This is a genomic window from Staphylococcus sp. Mo2-1 (genome assembly GCF_046721385.1).
Classification (GTDB): Bacteria; Bacillota; Bacilli; order Staphylococcales; family Staphylococcaceae; genus Staphylococcus; species Staphylococcus equorum_A.
The window spans coordinates 2,095,335-2,111,133 of record NZ_JBEUUK010000001.1 but is presented as its reverse complement, the minus strand read 5'-3'; the positions used below and the strand labels follow the sequence as shown (position 1 = coordinate 2,111,133).

The window sequence follows — 15,799 nt, the reverse complement described above, 5'->3', positions numbered from 1 at the left end:
AAATTGTCCTCCTAAGATATAAAAATTCTTACATTGACGTTCTCGTGTTCCATCTGGTTGATTTCTAATCCTGGCGCAGTAATGCCTAATTGGGATTCATCCAATGTCATGATATGGTCTCTTGTCTCTTTCATAAGTGGAATCATATGATGGACAATACGTTGACCAACAGTTTGCCCTAAAGGAATTGCACGTACAGCATTTTGAGTTAAACTAGACACGTTTTGATATAAATAATAATCAATAATTGTTTCGATATCGACCCCTAAATGATGTCCGAGCATCGTAAAACAAATGGCAGGATGCAACTTGGCTTTCTTCTCTTTTAGTTGTGCATTGTACCAGTCAATCCAGTCACTATCATAAAGTTCTGAAGCGAGTTTGACCATGCGGTTACCCATTTGTTTTGAACCTTGTCGTGTTTCTTTTGGTAAGTTTTGCACGAAAAGAATTTTATCTAATCGCAATATAGATTCTGAATCATTTTGATTGAGCGCATCATAGACAAGGCGCATGGCTAAGCCATCTGCGTATGTCAATTGTTCGTTTAAGAATAGCGTGAGCCATTGTTGGAAGCTTTCTTCGTCATGTACTGTGTCCCGCTGAATATAAGTTTCAAGTCCAAATGAATGACTAAATGCACCTGTCGGAAATTGGGAATCACAAAATTGAAACAGACGTAGGTGTGCATGATCAGTCATGTGAATGACCTATATGTCTAAATGCTTTATTTACTTTACGATCTTCATGTTCGTATGGAATCCCTAAATCTTTTAATAAAGATTCTACTAAGTAGTCGTATTGTACAAGCATTTCAGTTTCTGTAAATTGTGCTTGGCAAATGTCTGTTTCCAAGTTGATGCGCGATCTCTCCCATTTCTTGGAGCGTACGTGGTTTAATAACGAGTAAATCTTCAGAATTCACATCTACGATAATCATATTCGTATCGTCTTTATATAAAATATCACCATATTGTAAATCAATAGGTTGTTTTAAACGTATACCAATTTCATTACCATGGTCTGTCGTTACACGCTGAATACGTTTAACTAAATCAGAGTTTTCCAAGTATACTTTTTCTGTATGCTTACCTTTTTCACTATCAGCAATGTTAGCGATATTTCCTACAATTTCTTCGATGATCATTTTTTACCTCCTAGAATAAGAAATAGCGTTGAGTTAACGGTAGTTCAGTAGCTGGTTCACTTGTGATTTTTTCACCGTCTACGAATACTTCATATGTTTGTGGATCAACATCTATTTTTGGTGTTGCATTGTTGTTTTTCATATCTGCTTTACTTAACTTACGAATATTGCGAACAGGTCTCACTTTACGTTTTAAGCCGAGTACTTTATCAATATCATTTTCGTATGCTGTTGAAGATACGAAAGTCATTGAAGTACTTTGCATATTGCCACCTAGTTGTCCGTACATTTTACGGTACTTCAATGGTTCGGAAGTAGGGATAGAACCGTTAGCATCTCCATTAATGGCTGTATTAATGAGTCCGCCTTTAAGGATAACGTCTGGTTTTACGCCAAAGAAAGCAGGTTCCCACATGATAATATCGGCGAGTTTGCCTTCTTCAATAGAACCAACGTAATCTGAAATACCATGTGTAATTGCAGGGTTAATCGTATATTTCGCTATATAACGTTTGATACGATTATTGTCATTATGTTTACTGTCACCTTCTAATGCGCCGCGTTGTTCTTTCATACGGTGCGCAACTTGCCAAGTACGTGTGATAACTTCACCGACACGTCCCATAGCTTGAGAATCAGAACTTACCATACTAAATACGCCAATATCATGTAATACATCTTCTGCCGCAATTGTTTCTTTACGAATACGTGAATCAGCAAATGCGATATCTTCAGGGATTGCGGCGTTTAAGTGATGGGTAATCATGACCATATCTAAATGTTCGTCTACAGTATTTACTGTGTATGGAAGCGTTGGGTTTGTAGAAGAAGGTAAGATGTTTGGATAGGCAGCAGATTTAATTAAATCTGGCGCGTGGCCACCACCAACACCTTCTGTATGGTACATGTGTAATACGCGGTTTTTTACTGCGGCCATCGTTTCTTCCATGAAACCAGCTTCATTTAATGTATCGGCGTGTAATGCGATTTGAACATCATAGTCATCTGCGACTTGTAAAGCATGGTCTAATGCTGAGGGCGTTGCGCCCCAGTCTTCATGTACTTTTAAGCCAATCGCACCAGCATGTACTTGTTCTACTAATGCAGTGTGATTTACTGCTTGTCCTTTACCAGTGAAACCGATATTTAATGGCAATGATTCCGCTGCTTCTAACATGCGGTGTAGGTGCCATGGTCCTGGAGTAACTGTAGTTGCTTTTGCACCTTCAGATGCACCAGTACCGCCACCAATATGTGTAGTTATACCACTTTCAAGTGCAACTTGTGACTGTTCAGGGTTAATAAAGTGAACGTGTGTATCGATACCACCCGCAGTTACGATTTTGCCTTCTGCAGAAATGATATCCGTCGTAGCACCAATGATAATATCTACGTTATCCATAATATCAGGGTTACCAGCTTTGCCGACTGCCATAATATAGCCATTTTTGATACCTATATCAGCTTTAATGATTTTATCGTAGTCGATAATCATTGCATTTGTCATAACTAAATCTGCAACTTGTTTATCATCACGCGTGACATTAGGGTTTTGAGCCATGCCATCTCTGATAGATTTACCGCCACCAAATGTTGCTTCGTCGCCATACGTAGCGTAATCTTTTTCTACTCTTGCAAATAAATTTGTATCTCCAAGTCTTACAGAGTCACCAACAGTTGGACCATAAAGACTTGTATATTGTGATTGCGTCATTTTAAAACTCATGCTTTATACCCACTTTCTTTATTCGCATTTTCGTTTTCTTCATTAACTTCTTCTGTTGATAAATCTTCATCTCGATAGACACGAGATTCATCAATTGGCCCGTTTACTGCACCATGAAAACCATAAATTTTTCGTTTGCCAGAATATTCAACGAGTTGAATTTCTTTCTCATCACCTGGTTCAAAACGAACGGCTGCACCTGCCGGAATATCTAGTCGTTTACCATAGGCTTTTTCGTGGTCAAAATCTAGCGCTGGATTTGCTTCAAAAAAGTGATAATGTGAGCCAACTTGTATTGGTCGATCTCCAGTATTTTTCACATTAAGTATTGTGGATTTATGACCTTTATTTACTTCTATTTCTGTACGTTTAACTATAATTTCACCAGGTTTCATAATATAAATCCTCCTTTAAACGATTGGGTGATGGACGGTAATCAATTTAGTTCCGTCAGGGAAAGTCGCTTCAATTTCCATTTCTGTTAGCATGTCGGCAACGCCTTCCATTACATCATCTTCACTTAATATTTGTTTTCCGTAACTCATCAGTTCAGCCACGGTTTTCCCATCTCTAGCACCTTCAAGCAGTTCAAAACTAATTATGGCTACTGCCTCAGGATAATTTAATTTTAAACCGCGTTGTTGACGTCTACGTGCTAAATCTGATGCTACGACTAACATCAACTTATCTTGTTCACGTTGTGTAAAATGCACGAGCTTCACTACCTTTCCATTATTTATATCGTGTACGTTAATTATGTCCGCTATATAATGATATTCCGAATACTATTTAACTACAAGAATAACCCCTTGAGAGTGTGAAAAAATAAAAAAATGAATTTTATTACGGGCGATATGTATCTCTTTAAATTTAGTGGATATTAATATATTATTATTTAAGTCAAAGTATATAGAAATCAGGTGACGATGTGGACGCTATTCGGATAATATTGAAGAATATTGCGCAAGTATTATTATTGAACAATCCATGGACAGGGTTGTTTGTTTTAGTAGGTATTTTTGTAGGTAATTGGAAAGTGGGGCTAATGGCTTTGAGTGCAAGTGTCATTTCCTTATTACTTGCAAAACGAACGAATTATTCCGAAGAGGAAATCAATACAGGATTGGCCGGATTTAATCCCGTACTTACTGCCATTGCATTAACATTATTTTTAGTACCAGAATGGTATAGTGTGGTTATTGTATTAGTGGCAATTATTATAACAATGCCTATTGGTTCGGCATTTAGAGAGTTTTTCAAACCATTTGGTGTGCCAATGTTAACAATGCCGTATGTATTTGTAAGTTGGATTGTATTACTCATGTCATTCCAATTTAAATTTGTGAATGCAGATGTAAATATTTTACCGAATACTGTTCAGGAAATTGAGTTTTCTGGTCATAGTATCGACTTTATAAGTGCATTTTTAACGGGCTTCAGTGAAATCTTTTTACTCAAAAATATGATTGCGGGTATATTAATTCTTATTGGTATTTTTATTGCTTCTCGAAAAGCTGGTATATTTGCAATAATTGCAAATATTATAGGTTTTGCGACAGTCACGGTACTTGGTGGCAATCACGACCAAATTAATGATGGTCTGTTTGGCTATAATGTCATACTTACAGTGTTAGCTTTAGGTGTCGCGTTTAGTACTAGAATTCCGCGTTATATAAGTATTGTGTTAGGCATTCTGCTAACTGTCGTTTTACATGCGGGCATGACTACGCTATTAACGCCATTTGGCTTGCCGGTATTTACATTGCCATTTATTATTGCTACGTGGATTATGCTATTTGCGGGTAATCAAATGAAAGAACAACAAATAGAGTGATATAATATTTAAACTTAAAACAATAGGGCTGAAAGGATAGTAAGCCTTATTGTATGAGTTTTAAACTATAAATTTCTAATTGATTTTAAGAGTGATTTTTTAGAAAGAAGGAATATAAATGAAAAAAATAGTTGTATTGTTTGCAACCGCGGCAATTACTTTAGCAGGTTGCAGTGGATCTGGAAGTCAATCTAAAGGAAACACTTTAGACATTGAATTACCTTTAAAAACAACTTCAATCGCCCCTTATGAAACAGATGTACCAGTGAAAATTGGCGCAGCAGAATCTTTGTTTAAAGCCTCCGCAGAAGGAAAAGTTCAAAAATTATTAGTTGAATCATATAATCAAAAGTCACCAACTCAACTAGATCTAAAATTAAAAGATGATATTAAATTCCAAAATGGTAAAAAAGTGACTGGTAAAGCAGTGAAATCTAGTTTAGAAGAAAGTATTGAGAAAAGTGACTTAGTAAAAGGTTCACTTCCTATCAAAGACATTAAAGTAGATGGACAAAATGTTACGATTACGACAAAAGAAGCATATCCTGAGTTAGTTTCAGAGCTTGCTAGTCCATTTTCTGCAATCTATGATACGGAAGCAGAAGGCGATGTAAATAAAACCCCTGTTGGTACTGGGCCATATCAAATTAAAGACTATAAGCAATCTCAAAAAATTAAGTTAGATCAAAATAAAGACTACTGGCAAGGTAAACCGAAACTAGATCATATCAATGTTACATATCAAGAGGATGGTAACGCACGGACAAGTGATTTAGAATCAGGTAAAGCAGATGTCATTACAGATGTACCTGTTGAAAAAGTAAAAACACTAAAAGAGAGTGATAAAACAAAAGTATCAAATGTCTCAGGATTTAGAACAGGCTTACTCTTGTATAACCATACAAGCGATAAGATGACGCAACCTGTACGCGAAGCACTTGATAAAGTCATAGATCGTGAAAGTATTGCTGAAAATGTGTCTAAAGGTCACGCTAAACCAGCGACTGGGCCTTTTAATACCAAATTAGATTTCATAGAGAATCAACAAGTACAGAAACAAGATATAGATAAAGCCAAGCAAATCATGGAAAAAGAAGGCTATACAAAAGAACATCCATTACAATTAACAGTTTCAACATATAATGGACGTCCAGAGCTTCCAAAAATTGCACAAGTCATCCAATCAGATGCTAAAAAAGCAAATATTGATATTAAATTACGTAATGTCGATGATATTCAAGGTTATCTCAAAGATAAAAGTCAGTGGGATGCGTCACTTTATAGCTTTGGTACGATTCCAAGAGGAGACACAGGTTATTTCTTCAACCAAGCGTACAAACCAGAAGGTGCGATTAACGCAGGTGATTATGACAATGACAAAGTGACTGAACTAATAAATCAATTTAATAAAACAGTAGATACAAATGAACGTCATCATTTAACGAATGAAATTATTGATATAACGAACAAAGACTTAGCAAATAGTTATATTTCATATAATGATAATATCGTCGGTATGAGTAAAGATGTAGAAAACTTAAAAGCAACACCTGAAGGCGTCTACCTTATCGATTATAAAGTAGATAAAAAACAATGATATTAAAAAATATACTTTCTAGAATTGGACAAATGATCATTGTATTGTTTGTCCTTTCTACTATCACGTTTATATTAATGAAACTTACGCCAGGAGACCCAGTCGACAAAATCTTACATTTAGATGTAGCTAATGTTTCAAGTGAACAAATTGAAGCCACTAAACAAAAATTAGGTTTAGATCAACCCGTAGTCATCCAATATATTCAATGGTTAGGACAAATTGTACAATTGAACTTTGGTACGAGTTATCAAACCGGTGAACCTGTAATCAATGAATTGATTTATTATACGCCACCTACAGCATTCATAGCTGTTTTGACTATTATTATTGTTTTTATTGTAGCAGTGCCATTAGGTATTATTGCGGCGAAATACTATCATACTTGGATTGATACATTGATCCGTATAGTAACATCTTTTACTGTTAGTATACCGTCTTTCTTTTTGGGAACATTATTGATTTATGTGTTTGCTCAAAAACTCAACTTACTCCCATCATCCGGATTAGATTCGTTAGCGGGGTACGTCTTACCTGTGATAGCACTTAGCATAGGTATGAGTGCCTATTATGTCAGGTTAATGCGTTCTAATTTAGTAGAATTGTATCAATCAAAAGAAGTAGAAGCGGCTCGTCTCAGAGGGATGTCTGAACGTTATATTTTATGGAAAGACTTGTTTAAACCTGCTATTTTACCGGTCGTTACAGTCTTGGGTATGTCTATAGGCAGTCTTATTGGAGGCACAGTGGTTATTGAAAACTTATTTGGCATACCAGGTATTGGCCATTTCTTAGTCGATAGTATTCGAGCAAGGGATTATCCTGTCGTGCAAGGAGCAGTCCTTATGATCGGGTTCCTTGTAGTTCTAGCTAACACAATCAGTGACTTACTGCTATTATGGCTAGATCCAAAACGGCGATACAATAAAAAACGTAAAAAGACTAAAGTAGCGCGTCAGGATGGTGAGATGTAATGAAACATATGAATAAACACAATCTCATTTTCTATGTTTTTGCCTTCTATCTCATCATAATTATCATAGCGCAATTTTTTGTTTCAACTCATAGTGCATTAGAAGTACATTTAGGTAATGCTTTGGAAACGCCAAGTTTGGTCCATTGGTTAGGCACAGATGATTATGGTAGAGATTTATTATCGAGAGTTATTGTTGGAGCAAGATACACTTTACTCATTAGTTTGGTTACATTACTTGTTACAGTAATTATTGGTGTACCACTTGGACTTTTAGCAGGCTACAAAAAAGGCATCGTTGATACAGTGATTATGCGTTTAATTGACATTGGACTAAGTATTCCAGAATTTGTATTGATGATTGCATTTGCCAGCTTTTTTAAACCAAGTATTTGGAATTTAGTCATCGCCATTACAATAATTAAATGGATGACATATACAAGACTTACGCGTTCTGTAGTAAGCAGTGAAATGATGAAACCTTATATACAAATGGCTAAGCTTTTTAATGTGCCAACGCGTACAATTATTTGGAAGCATTTTTTACCACAAGTTACGCCATCTATTATTGTGCTGATGACTGTGGATTTTGGTAAAATCATACTTTATATTTCATCACTATCCTTTTTAGGATTAGGTGCGCAACCACCTTCACCTGAATGGGGTGCAATGCTTAATGCTGGACGTGACTATATTAGTTCTTATCCATTATTATTAATTGTGCCGACAACTTTAATTACACTAACAATATTATTATTCAATTTAGTTGGTGATGCGTTACGAGATAAATTATTAAAAGGGAAGCGTGATTTGGATGACTAATATACTCGAGATATCCAATCTATCAATCAAAGATAATTCAGGAACTGAACTCATCCATAATATCAATCTAGGACTAAAGCAATTTAAAGTGAATGTCCTAGTTGGTGAAAGTGGTTCTGGTAAAAGTTTAACTGCTAAAGCACTTGTTCAACGTGTACCACGCGCATTAGATATGGAATTCGATGCACTACATTACAAAAATCAAGTTGTCAGAGATATGCATACTTTATTAGGCAAAGAAATAGGCTTTATTTCTCAGGACTACACACACAGCTTTAATGATCATACAAAACTTGGTAAGCAACTTATGGCTATTTATAGAATGCACTATAAAGTGAAAAAAACAGTGGCAAAGCAATTTGTCACAAAAGCATTACAATGGGTAGATTTAGCACCTGATCAAGTTATGGAACGATACTGTTTTAGCTTATCTGGAGGCCAACTTGCCAGGGTACAAATTGCGAGTGTTTTGATGTTAAACCCAGAAGTCATTATCGCTGATGAACCAACCTCATCATTAGATGCGATAACGGGTTATAATGTAATGAATTTAATTAAACATTTAGCAGAAGTGCATCAAGTGACGTTATTAATCATCACACATAATTTATCCCACGTTTTAGATTTTAGTGACTGGATTCATGTAATTCGTCACGGAGAAGTGATAGATTCTAATCATGTTACAGCCTTTAAAAATCACAATGTAAAACCCTATAGCTTGGAGCTATTTAATTCCCGTAGCCAGCTAAGAAGGGAGAATGTTTATGATTGAATTAACAGGAATAAACTTTAAATATGATCAAGCGCCTATTTTAACTCATATTGACCTGACTATAAAAGCGGATGAAATTATTGGTATCGTAGGTGAAAGTGGTTCAGGAAAGACCACTTTAGCGCATCTCATGCTAGGTTTACTTCAACCGACCGAGGGACAAATCAACACACATGGATTAACATTATTACCTATATTTCAGCATGCATATGATAGTTTTAATCCGAAGTTTAATATAGGAAAATCCTTAGCAGAACCTATACAGTATTATAAAGGCACGGATACGAGTGATGTAAATCGAAGAATGAAAGCATTGATGACATTTATGGAATTAGATGCTAAGTTGTTAGATAGGTTACCTGATGAATTAAGTGGCGGCCAATTACAGCGATTTAATACAATACGTACACTGATGTTGGAACCAGATATGCTCTTATGTGATGAAATCACAGCTAGCTTAGATGTTATTGCAGAGCAAAAAATGATTGAAGTACTAAAAGATTATCATCACAGAACACAAAAAGGCATGTTGATGATTTCGCATGATATGGCCTTTTTAAATCATTTGGTTGAAAGAGTTATTGTAATGAAAAATGGTCACATTGTAGACGATTTTAGTATAGAAGATTTATTTAGTGATCAACGGCATGAATATACAAAACAGTTACTTTCTATATATTAAGAAAGTAACTGTTTATTTATATAACATTCACAATCATTTAGAATTTCAAATAGTAATTCTTTATATATGATTGTGTTTAATACAACTTCCTGTATAATTTAAAATACTATAAAAAAGGGGGACATAAACAATGAAGAAACTATTATTACCTTTGTTAGTGTTGGTGCTTGTACTTGCGGCGTGTAGCAATGGCTCAGAAGGTAAGTCGTCTAAAAAAGATAGCGAAAAAACAACTTACAAACAAGACTCAGGAGATAAAGTGAAAATACCTAAAGATCCTAAGCGTATTGTCGTTTTAGGGGCAACATATGCGGGTGGTTTAAAACAACTTGATGCAAATGTTGTAGGTGTTGCGAATATCGTTGATGACAGTAAAGTATTAAAAGAAAAATTTAAAGATGTTGAGAAGGTAGATGCTGAAAATGTAGAAAGCGTCGCGAAACTCAAACCAGATTTAATCATTACTTATAATACAGATAAAAACTTAAAAAAAATGAAAAAAATAGCGCCTACTGTTGCCTTTGATTATGCAAAACATGACTATAAAGAACAACACTTAGAACTTGGGAAAATTGTTGGCAAAGAAGATAAAGCAAAAAAATGGGTTGAAGACTGGGAGCAAAAAACAAAAGATGATGGTAAAGCAATTAAAGATGCCATTGGCGCAGATACAACAGTGTCTATCATCAAAGACTTTGATAAAAAAATCTATGCACTAGGTAAGACATATGGTCATGGTAGTGAGATTTTATATGACTCATTTGGTCTGAAAATGCCAGAGACAGTAGAAAAAGCAACGAAGAAAAATGATTTAGCTGATATCTCAGAAGAAGAGCTTCCTGAAATGGCTGGCGATTATGTTGTGACTCCTGTAGCAAAAGGGTCAGACTTATCATTTGAAAATAAAGAAATTTGGAAAAATACTGAAGCGGTACAAAACAATCATACATTTAAAGTAGATGAAGGTATTTATTGGTTGAATGATCCATATTCATTAGAATATGAACGTAAAGATCTAAAAGAGAAATTATTAAATAGCAATTCATAGTGAGCTGAACATACTGAGAGGACTTTTTATTTATAAAGCCTTCCAGTATGTTTTTTTATTAAAAAGTAAGTTGCTAGTTGTATTTAGGCGTACTTTTTTATTTAATAATGAATGTGTTAATCTTAAGTGAATGCGCTCACTTTTTAATGGTAAATTATGGGATTAACAGTTGAATCAAGCTTAGACGTAATTTAAATCGATAAATTCAAATAAGAATAAATAGAGATGTTAGATAAGTATTGGGGGATGTTATATGGAACAACAGCAAAAAATAAATAATTGGATTGAAATGACAAAATATGTGCACTATACAGAATCATTAATAGAAAAAACGTTAAAACAACAATATCATTTAAGCTTAAAAGAATTTTATGTACTATACGAAATTTATAAAGCAACAGGAAAAAAATATAAAATGAATGATTTAATCAAAATTGTAGATTTGAGTCAAAGTGCAATGTCGCGTTTAATCGTTAGGATAGAAAGAATGGATTGTCCGCTCGTTTATAGACAAGAATGTGTTGAAGATCAGCGTGCTATGTATATCTATCTAACTGAAGAAGGATTAACAATGACTAAAAAGGCATTAAACACATATGAACAATTGATTGAAAAGATCGACCTATCGCAAATTCGTAAACTCACTCAAATTAATGATGATTAATTCGTTAGATTTTAGCTTTTATAGTATAACCTAGGAAATAATTACTTGAACTATAAGTATAATCACAATGTAAGTGGATAAGGATTATGTAGTTTAAAGCAGATGATTAATGCCCCATATAGAGTGAGATATGGTATGGTGAGTAAAAATAGGGGGCATGTTAAAATGGATATACAATCAGCGTGGCTAAATTTACCAGTAAAAGACCTTAAAGCAAGCGAAGCATTTTATAGCGCAATTGGCTTTAAAATTCAGCAAAATGACGCTGTTTTGGATAAAATGAGAGGAATTCAAACGATTGATAATAAAATTATCATGCTTATTGAGCATAGCCAATTTAAAAAAGCAGCTCACCTTTCTAATATAGGCTCAAATGAAGCATTAGTTTCTATTTCCGTATCCCAGTTCCAAGAGGTTGATGCATTATTGAATAAAGTTGAAGAAGCGAGGCGGTAAAGTATTGCAGAGCGGTACGATGCTAGAAGGGTTTTATGGTGGTTTGTTTAGTGACATAGATGGTCATTTATTTAATATTATTGTGATGTAAAGTAAGTAGTAACATATATTGTTAGGGTTGATAACGAATTTGGAAGGATGTATACCGATGATAAAAGCAATTGCAGTAGACAAAGATGGAACGTTATTTAAATCCAATCATACGTTTGATGAAATATATTTTGAAAAAATATTTGAAGAAGTAACGAAACGTAATATAAAATTTATTGTAGCAAGTGGAAACCAATATGCGCAATTACGATCATATTTCCCAGGCAAGGAATCACAAATTACGTATGTAGCAGAAAATGGTGCTGTTACATATGTTAATGATACGTTAGTATCTTCCTCACATTTTGACCAGCAACTTACTTTTGACATTTTACAGACAATTATGGTGGATTATAATATCTCTGACGTTATAGTAAGTGGGATTAAATCAGCATATGTTAAAAGTAATTGTAGCGATGAGTTTATGAATTTTATTACCAACTATTACTATGATATTGAAAAAGTTGAAAACTTTAGTGATATCAAAGATGACCAGTTTGTTAAAGTGGCGATGAGAATCAAAGATGACGATATCGTAAAGCAAGTTAAAGCTGGTTTGGAAAGTGAATATGCACACGAAATACGTGCCGTGACAAGCGGTGCTGAGAGTGTGGATCTTATTTTACCTGGTGTGAATAAAGGTGTGGCGATTCAAGCACTTTTAAACCAATGGGGAATAGATAAAGACGAATTATTAGCTTTTGGAGATGCTAATAATGACTTAGAAATGCTTGCACTGACGACCCATAGTTATGCTATGGCAAAATGTAGTCCAGAACTTGAAAAAATAGCCCAACATCGTGCACCATCTAATGATGACTCTGGTGTATTACAAGTGATTGAAAGATACTTGAATCAAGAGGATCAAGAATAAATAGAAGTCGAAAATAATCGACGATAATGCTAAAAAAATAAGGAAGCTTCCAAGATTTAGATGGAGGCTTCCTTATTTATATACCTATTATTTTATAATTAATACAGGAAGATTCGCGCTGTTAGCAATTTTATGAGTGACATTGCCTAGGACATTTTTAATGTCTGATTTTGCACGTTTATTACTCATGACGATAATGTCATAATGATTTTCTTCTACTTCTTGTAGAATAGATTGCTTGATGTACCCTGTACTAAATCTCACGCGAACATTTAAACCAAGATCTTCTAATTTTTGAACAAATGGATCAAGTTCTTTGCCCTTTTCGTTTGCTAATTCTTCAAAATGTTTACCATCATAGCGTACTGAGGTTTGCAATTCTCCTTCAGAAATAACATTGAAAATTGTAATTTCTGCGTCATCTACGCCGACAGTTAAGTTTTGTAGTTCTTTCGGAACGTTATCGAATGTGTTGCCAAAGTCATAAGCTAATAGTATTTTCTTGTACATAATAGCGCCTCCTTTATTATTTACATACCCTAATAAAAATAATGTAATATGATTTTAAATTAAATAATTGCTGAATTTTATACGTCTAATCCTATAATATCACTTATATGCGCATAACCTTCTGTTTTAAGATATTTTGCCAAGTTCTTATTTAATTTTTTAGTAAGACCTGGACCTTCAAATACTAATGCACTATAGAGTTGTACCAGTGAAGCACCATGGCGCATCATTGTAATAACGTCATTTGTATTAAATATACCACCAGTACCAATAATTAAAAACTGACCATTTGTTTGTTTGTAAGCATAAGAAATGAGTTCTAGATTACGCTCAAATAGTGGTCTACCACTTAAACCACCAGTTTCATGTTGATTGTCAGAATGTAACTGTTCACGTTTTTGAGTGGTATTAGCTAAAATAATGCCATCAAAAGTTTCAACGATAAGGTCCAACATACGACCTAAACTATCTAAATCAAGATCTGAAGTCAGCTTGATAAAAATAGGAACGTTGATATCGTGACTGTCTTTATATGATTGAATTGCAGAACAAAGCTGTGAGAATTCATCTTTGTCATGGAAGCTTTGTAAATTTTTAGTGTTAGGTGAGCTAATATTCACAGTAAAGAAAGTTACATCATTTCTAAATGTATCAATTACTTTTATATAATCTTGATAACGTGATTCATAATCAGTAAATTTATTCACGCCCACATTCAAACCTACAGGTATTTGATAGCTATATTTACGTAAGTTACTAAGTGCCTTATTCATACCTAAATTGTTGAAGCCCATACGGTTAATTAAAGCATTATCCTCAACTAATCGGTACATACGTGGTTTTGGATTACCAGGCTGTGGTTTAGGTGTAACACCACCGAGTTCTATTGCACCAAATCCTGCTTTTTCTAAAGCTTTAGGAACTTCACAAGATTTATCAAAGCCTGTCGCAAGACCAATTGGATTGTCAAAATGAATACCATGAATTTTTTGATGTAGGGCCGCATGCTCATAATGAAATAATTGTTCGATGACTGGTAATAATTTAGAATGTTTTTGTACGAATTTCAGTGCGTCGATCGTCATACCATGTGCTTTTTCAGGATCATATTGAAATAAAATAGGTTTGATTAGTTTATACATGAGATTATCACTCCGTTAATCGAATTTTATTAGTATTGAAAATATGTATTTAAGCCAAAAGTTAATTTATATTGTTGGCCATATTGAAAATGATGTCTTTAATAGACTAGCATTTTACTGAATATATGCCTAGAGTAAATCAAGATAATTTTAAGAAGTGTCACATAAAATGTATGACAATAAGCATTATTGATTAATATATGTTGAAAACGGTAATAATAATGAAGTAACGATATTATAGTTGAAAAGTTATGGAGGGGTTACAAATGAAACAAGAATGGCAAGCACAACTTCCATTAAATCATATAGAATCTATATCATCTGTTGGTGGTGGAGATGTGAATGAAGCATTTCAAGTGAAAACGCCCGATGAAACTTATTTTTTACTCGTGCAACGTGATCGTAATGAAGCGTTCTTTGCGGCAGAGATTGCAGGTTTAAACCTTTTTGAGCAAGCTCAAATTACTGCGCCTAAAGTAATTGGGAGTGGAGAAATTAATGGCGATGCTTATTTATTATTAACCTTTTTAGATGAAGGTACGACCGGTAGTCAAAAAGAATTAGGACAGCTTGTTGCGAAAATGCATAGCCAACAATCAGCTGGAAAATTTGGCTTTGATTTACCTTATGAAGGCGGAGATATTTCATTTGATAATAGCTGGACAGATTCATGGACAACATTATTCGTGGAACGCCGTCTGGATCATTTAAAAGATGAATTATTGCGATTAAAACGCTGGACAGATGATGATGCTCAAACATATGCACATGTACGTAAGGTCATTATAGAGGCGTTGAATCAACATACAAGCAAACCATCCTTGTTGCATGGAGACTTATGGGGAGGCAACTACATGTTCTTGGAAGATGGTTCGCACGCGCTATTTGATCCGGCACCCTTATATGGTGATAGAGAATTTGATTTAGGTATTACTACTGTGTTTGGTGGTTTTACTCAAGCATTTTATGATGAATATAATAAGCATTATCCATTGAGCGATGGCGCAGAGGCACGCTTAGAATTTTATCGACTTTATTTATTAATGGTGCACTTAGTAAAATTTGGAAATATGTATGCGAATAGTGTTGATCGCTCAATGCAACAAATTTTAAATGATTGATATAAGTAACTGCATATTGTGAAACTTAGAAATAACAAACGGCTGTGCGCTTTGATATGAAAGCGCACAGCCGTTTTTTGTGAATATTTATTATATAGTTATAAATTTAATTTAAATCTAAAGTGCCCATATTTTCACGTAATTCATAGACTTTATCTGGCGTAATGTCTTCACCTAAAGGGTCAACGACTTTCAAAGTTGAGAATGTGTTAACAACTTGTCCACGAATCATTTGTAAATATTCTTGTCTTAACACATGTTGTTCTTGTTTTTCTTCAATGCTCAATGTTTCAACTTTTTCTTTATTTGCGAGTATATTAATTCTATCTAATAGTGTCATA

General features: G+C 34.4%; 18 protein-coding genes and 1 pseudogene. 11 read left to right on the top strand and 8 right to left on the bottom strand.

Annotation, left to right across the window (positions count from 1 at the left end):
• Positions 1-11: 11 nt before the first annotated feature.
• From ABLV95_RS10790 to ABLV95_RS10770, 5 genes and pseudogenes are all read right to left on the bottom strand, one after another.
• The gene (locus ABLV95_RS10790; RefSeq protein WP_460872055.1) at positions 12-701 is read right to left on the bottom strand and encodes an urease accessory protein UreF; all 690 of its coding nucleotides are present in this window, start codon (positions 699-701) and stop codon (positions 12-14) included.
• A pseudogene (ureE, locus tag ABLV95_RS10785) lies at positions 694-1,147 on the bottom strand (urease accessory protein UreE). Before ureE ends, ABLV95_RS10790 begins: the two are co-directional and overlap by 8 nt.
• A gap of 10 nt (positions 1,148-1,157) precedes the next feature.
• Entirely contained in the window at positions 1,158-2,873 is a 1,716-nt protein-coding gene (gene ureC, locus ABLV95_RS10780) for an urease subunit alpha (protein ID WP_460875661.1), read from the bottom strand.
• Positions 2,870-3,268, bottom strand: coding sequence for an urease subunit beta (locus ABLV95_RS10775; protein ID WP_427706180.1), 399 nt, complete (start codon positions 3,266-3,268; stop codon positions 2,870-2,872). Before ABLV95_RS10775 ends, ureC begins: the two co-directional genes overlap by 4 nt.
• Positions 3,269-3,283: 15 nt before the next feature.
• Positions 3,284-3,586: an urease subunit gamma gene (locus ABLV95_RS10770; protein ID WP_069817856.1), complete on the bottom strand. Its 303-nt coding sequence runs from the start codon at positions 3,584-3,586 to the stop codon at positions 3,284-3,286.
• A gap of 215 nt (positions 3,587-3,801) precedes the next feature.
• On the opposite strand from ABLV95_RS10770, the gene yut reads away from it, so the two are divergent.
• The 10 genes from yut (at position 3,802) to ABLV95_RS10720 (ending at position 12,685) form a co-directional block, all read left to right on the top strand.
• Positions 3,802-4,707 carry an urea transporter gene (gene yut / locus ABLV95_RS10765; RefSeq protein WP_460875659.1) on the top strand — a complete coding sequence of 302 codons (906 nt, stop codon included), beginning with the start codon at positions 3,802-3,804 and terminating at the stop codon, positions 4,705-4,707.
• Between the two features lie 118 nt (positions 4,708-4,825).
• A complete protein-coding gene (gene nikA, locus ABLV95_RS10760) occupies positions 4,826-6,304 on the top strand; it encodes a nickel ABC transporter substrate-binding protein (RefSeq protein ID WP_427706184.1) in 1,479 nt (492 codons plus the stop codon).
• On the top strand, positions 6,301-7,278 hold the full coding sequence (nikB, locus tag ABLV95_RS10755) for a nickel ABC transporter permease (RefSeq protein WP_069833156.1): 978 nt from the start codon (positions 6,301-6,303) through the stop codon (positions 7,276-7,278). Before nikA ends, nikB begins: the two co-directional genes overlap by 4 nt.
• Positions 7,278-8,099: a nickel transporter permease gene (gene nikC, locus ABLV95_RS10750; protein ID WP_460875656.1), complete on the top strand. Its 822-nt coding sequence runs from the start codon at positions 7,278-7,280 to the stop codon at positions 8,097-8,099. The genes nikB and nikC overlap by 1 nt, the downstream gene beginning before the upstream one ends.
• Positions 8,092-8,871, top strand: coding sequence for an ATP-binding cassette domain-containing protein (locus tag ABLV95_RS10745; protein ID WP_427706188.1), 780 nt, complete (start codon positions 8,092-8,094; stop codon positions 8,869-8,871). Before nikC ends, ABLV95_RS10745 begins: the two co-directional genes overlap by 8 nt.
• Positions 8,864-9,553, top strand: a complete 690-nt coding sequence (locus ABLV95_RS10740) for an ATP-binding cassette domain-containing protein (protein WP_427706190.1) — start codon at positions 8,864-8,866, stop codon at positions 9,551-9,553. Before ABLV95_RS10745 ends, ABLV95_RS10740 begins: the two co-directional genes overlap by 8 nt.
• A gap of 130 nt (positions 9,554-9,683) precedes the next feature.
• The gene (locus tag ABLV95_RS10735; protein WP_427706192.1) at positions 9,684-10,601 is read left to right on the top strand and encodes an ABC transporter substrate-binding protein; all 918 of its coding nucleotides are present in this window, start codon (positions 9,684-9,686) and stop codon (positions 10,599-10,601) included.
• A 253-nt stretch (positions 10,602-10,854) separates the two neighbouring features.
• The gene (locus ABLV95_RS10730; protein ID WP_069817864.1) at positions 10,855-11,265 is read left to right on the top strand and encodes a MarR family winged helix-turn-helix transcriptional regulator; all 411 of its coding nucleotides are present in this window, start codon (positions 10,855-10,857) and stop codon (positions 11,263-11,265) included.
• A 165-nt stretch (positions 11,266-11,430) separates the two neighbouring features.
• Complete coding sequence (locus tag ABLV95_RS10725) at positions 11,431-11,721, top strand: VOC family protein (protein WP_460875652.1); 291 nt, start codon at positions 11,431-11,433, stop codon at positions 11,719-11,721.
• A gap of 148 nt (positions 11,722-11,869) precedes the next feature.
• Positions 11,870-12,685, top strand: coding sequence for a Cof-type HAD-IIB family hydrolase (locus tag ABLV95_RS10720; RefSeq protein WP_427706196.1), 816 nt, complete (start codon positions 11,870-11,872; stop codon positions 12,683-12,685).
• An 87-nt stretch (positions 12,686-12,772) separates the two neighbouring features.
• Here ABLV95_RS10720 and ABLV95_RS10715 read toward each other — a convergent pair whose 3' ends face one another.
• The gene (locus ABLV95_RS10715; protein WP_460875650.1) at positions 12,773-13,195 is read right to left on the bottom strand and encodes a universal stress protein; all 423 of its coding nucleotides are present in this window, start codon (positions 13,193-13,195) and stop codon (positions 12,773-12,775) included.
• Between the two features lie 77 nt (positions 13,196-13,272).
• Positions 13,273-14,337, bottom strand: a complete 1,065-nt coding sequence (locus ABLV95_RS10710) for a quinone-dependent dihydroorotate dehydrogenase (protein WP_460875648.1) — start codon at positions 14,335-14,337, stop codon at positions 13,273-13,275.
• A 266-nt stretch (positions 14,338-14,603) separates the two neighbouring features.
• Here ABLV95_RS10710 and ABLV95_RS10705 point away from each other — a divergent pair, with 266 nt between their 5' ends.
• Positions 14,604-15,458, top strand: a complete 855-nt coding sequence (locus ABLV95_RS10705) for a fructosamine kinase family protein (protein WP_460872053.1) — start codon at positions 14,604-14,606, stop codon at positions 15,456-15,458.
• Between the two features lie 106 nt (positions 15,459-15,564).
• Here ABLV95_RS10705 and ABLV95_RS10700 read toward each other — a convergent pair whose 3' ends face one another.
• A complete protein-coding gene (locus tag ABLV95_RS10700; RefSeq protein ID WP_069817870.1) occupies positions 15,565-15,798 on the bottom strand; it encodes a DUF896 domain-containing protein in 234 nt (77 codons plus the stop codon).
• Between the last annotated feature and the right edge of the window lies 1 nt (position 15,799).

Excerpts from the sequence above, each read along its gene's own strand:
- nikB (WP_069833156.1), top strand. The coding sequence starts at position 6,301 with ATGATATTAAAAAATATACTTTCTAGAATTGGACAAATGATCATTGTA.
- ABLV95_RS10730 (WP_069817864.1), top strand. The coding sequence starts at position 10,855 with ATGGAACAACAGCAAAAAATAAATAATTGGATTGAAATGACAAAATAT.
- ABLV95_RS10710 (WP_460875648.1), bottom strand. The coding sequence starts at position 14,337 with ATGTATAAACTAATCAAACCTATTTTATTTCAATATGATCCTGAAAAA.
- ABLV95_RS10775 (WP_427706180.1), bottom strand. The coding sequence starts at position 3,268 with ATGAAACCTGGTGAAATTATAGTTAAACGTACAGAAATAGAAGTAAAT.
- ABLV95_RS10725 (WP_460875652.1), top strand. The coding sequence starts at position 11,431 with ATGGATATACAATCAGCGTGGCTAAATTTACCAGTAAAAGACCTTAAA.
- ABLV95_RS10720 (WP_427706196.1), top strand. The coding sequence starts at position 11,870 with ATGATAAAAGCAATTGCAGTAGACAAAGATGGAACGTTATTTAAATCC.
- ABLV95_RS10715 (WP_460875650.1), bottom strand. The coding sequence starts at position 13,195 with ATGTACAAGAAAATACTATTAGCTTATGACTTTGGCAACACATTCGAT.
- ABLV95_RS10790 (WP_460872055.1), bottom strand. The coding sequence starts at position 701 with ATGACTGATCATGCACACCTACGTCTGTTTCAATTTTGTGATTCCCAA.
- ABLV95_RS10705 (WP_460872053.1), top strand. The coding sequence starts at position 14,604 with ATGAAACAAGAATGGCAAGCACAACTTCCATTAAATCATATAGAATCT.
- nikC (WP_460875656.1), top strand. The coding sequence starts at position 7,278 with ATGAAACATATGAATAAACACAATCTCATTTTCTATGTTTTTGCCTTC.
- ABLV95_RS10735 (WP_427706192.1), top strand. The coding sequence starts at position 9,684 with ATGAAGAAACTATTATTACCTTTGTTAGTGTTGGTGCTTGTACTTGCG.
- ureC (WP_460875661.1), bottom strand. The coding sequence starts at position 2,873 with ATGAGTTTTAAAATGACGCAATCACAATATACAAGTCTTTATGGTCCA.
- ABLV95_RS10700 (WP_069817870.1), bottom strand. The coding sequence starts at position 15,798 with ATGACACTATTAGATAGAATTAATATACTCGCAAATAAAGAAAAAGTT.
- ABLV95_RS10740 (WP_427706190.1), top strand. The coding sequence starts at position 8,864 with ATGATTGAATTAACAGGAATAAACTTTAAATATGATCAAGCGCCTATT.
- nikA (WP_427706184.1), top strand. The coding sequence starts at position 4,826 with ATGAAAAAAATAGTTGTATTGTTTGCAACCGCGGCAATTACTTTAGCA.
- ABLV95_RS10745 (WP_427706188.1), top strand. The coding sequence starts at position 8,092 with ATGACTAATATACTCGAGATATCCAATCTATCAATCAAAGATAATTCA.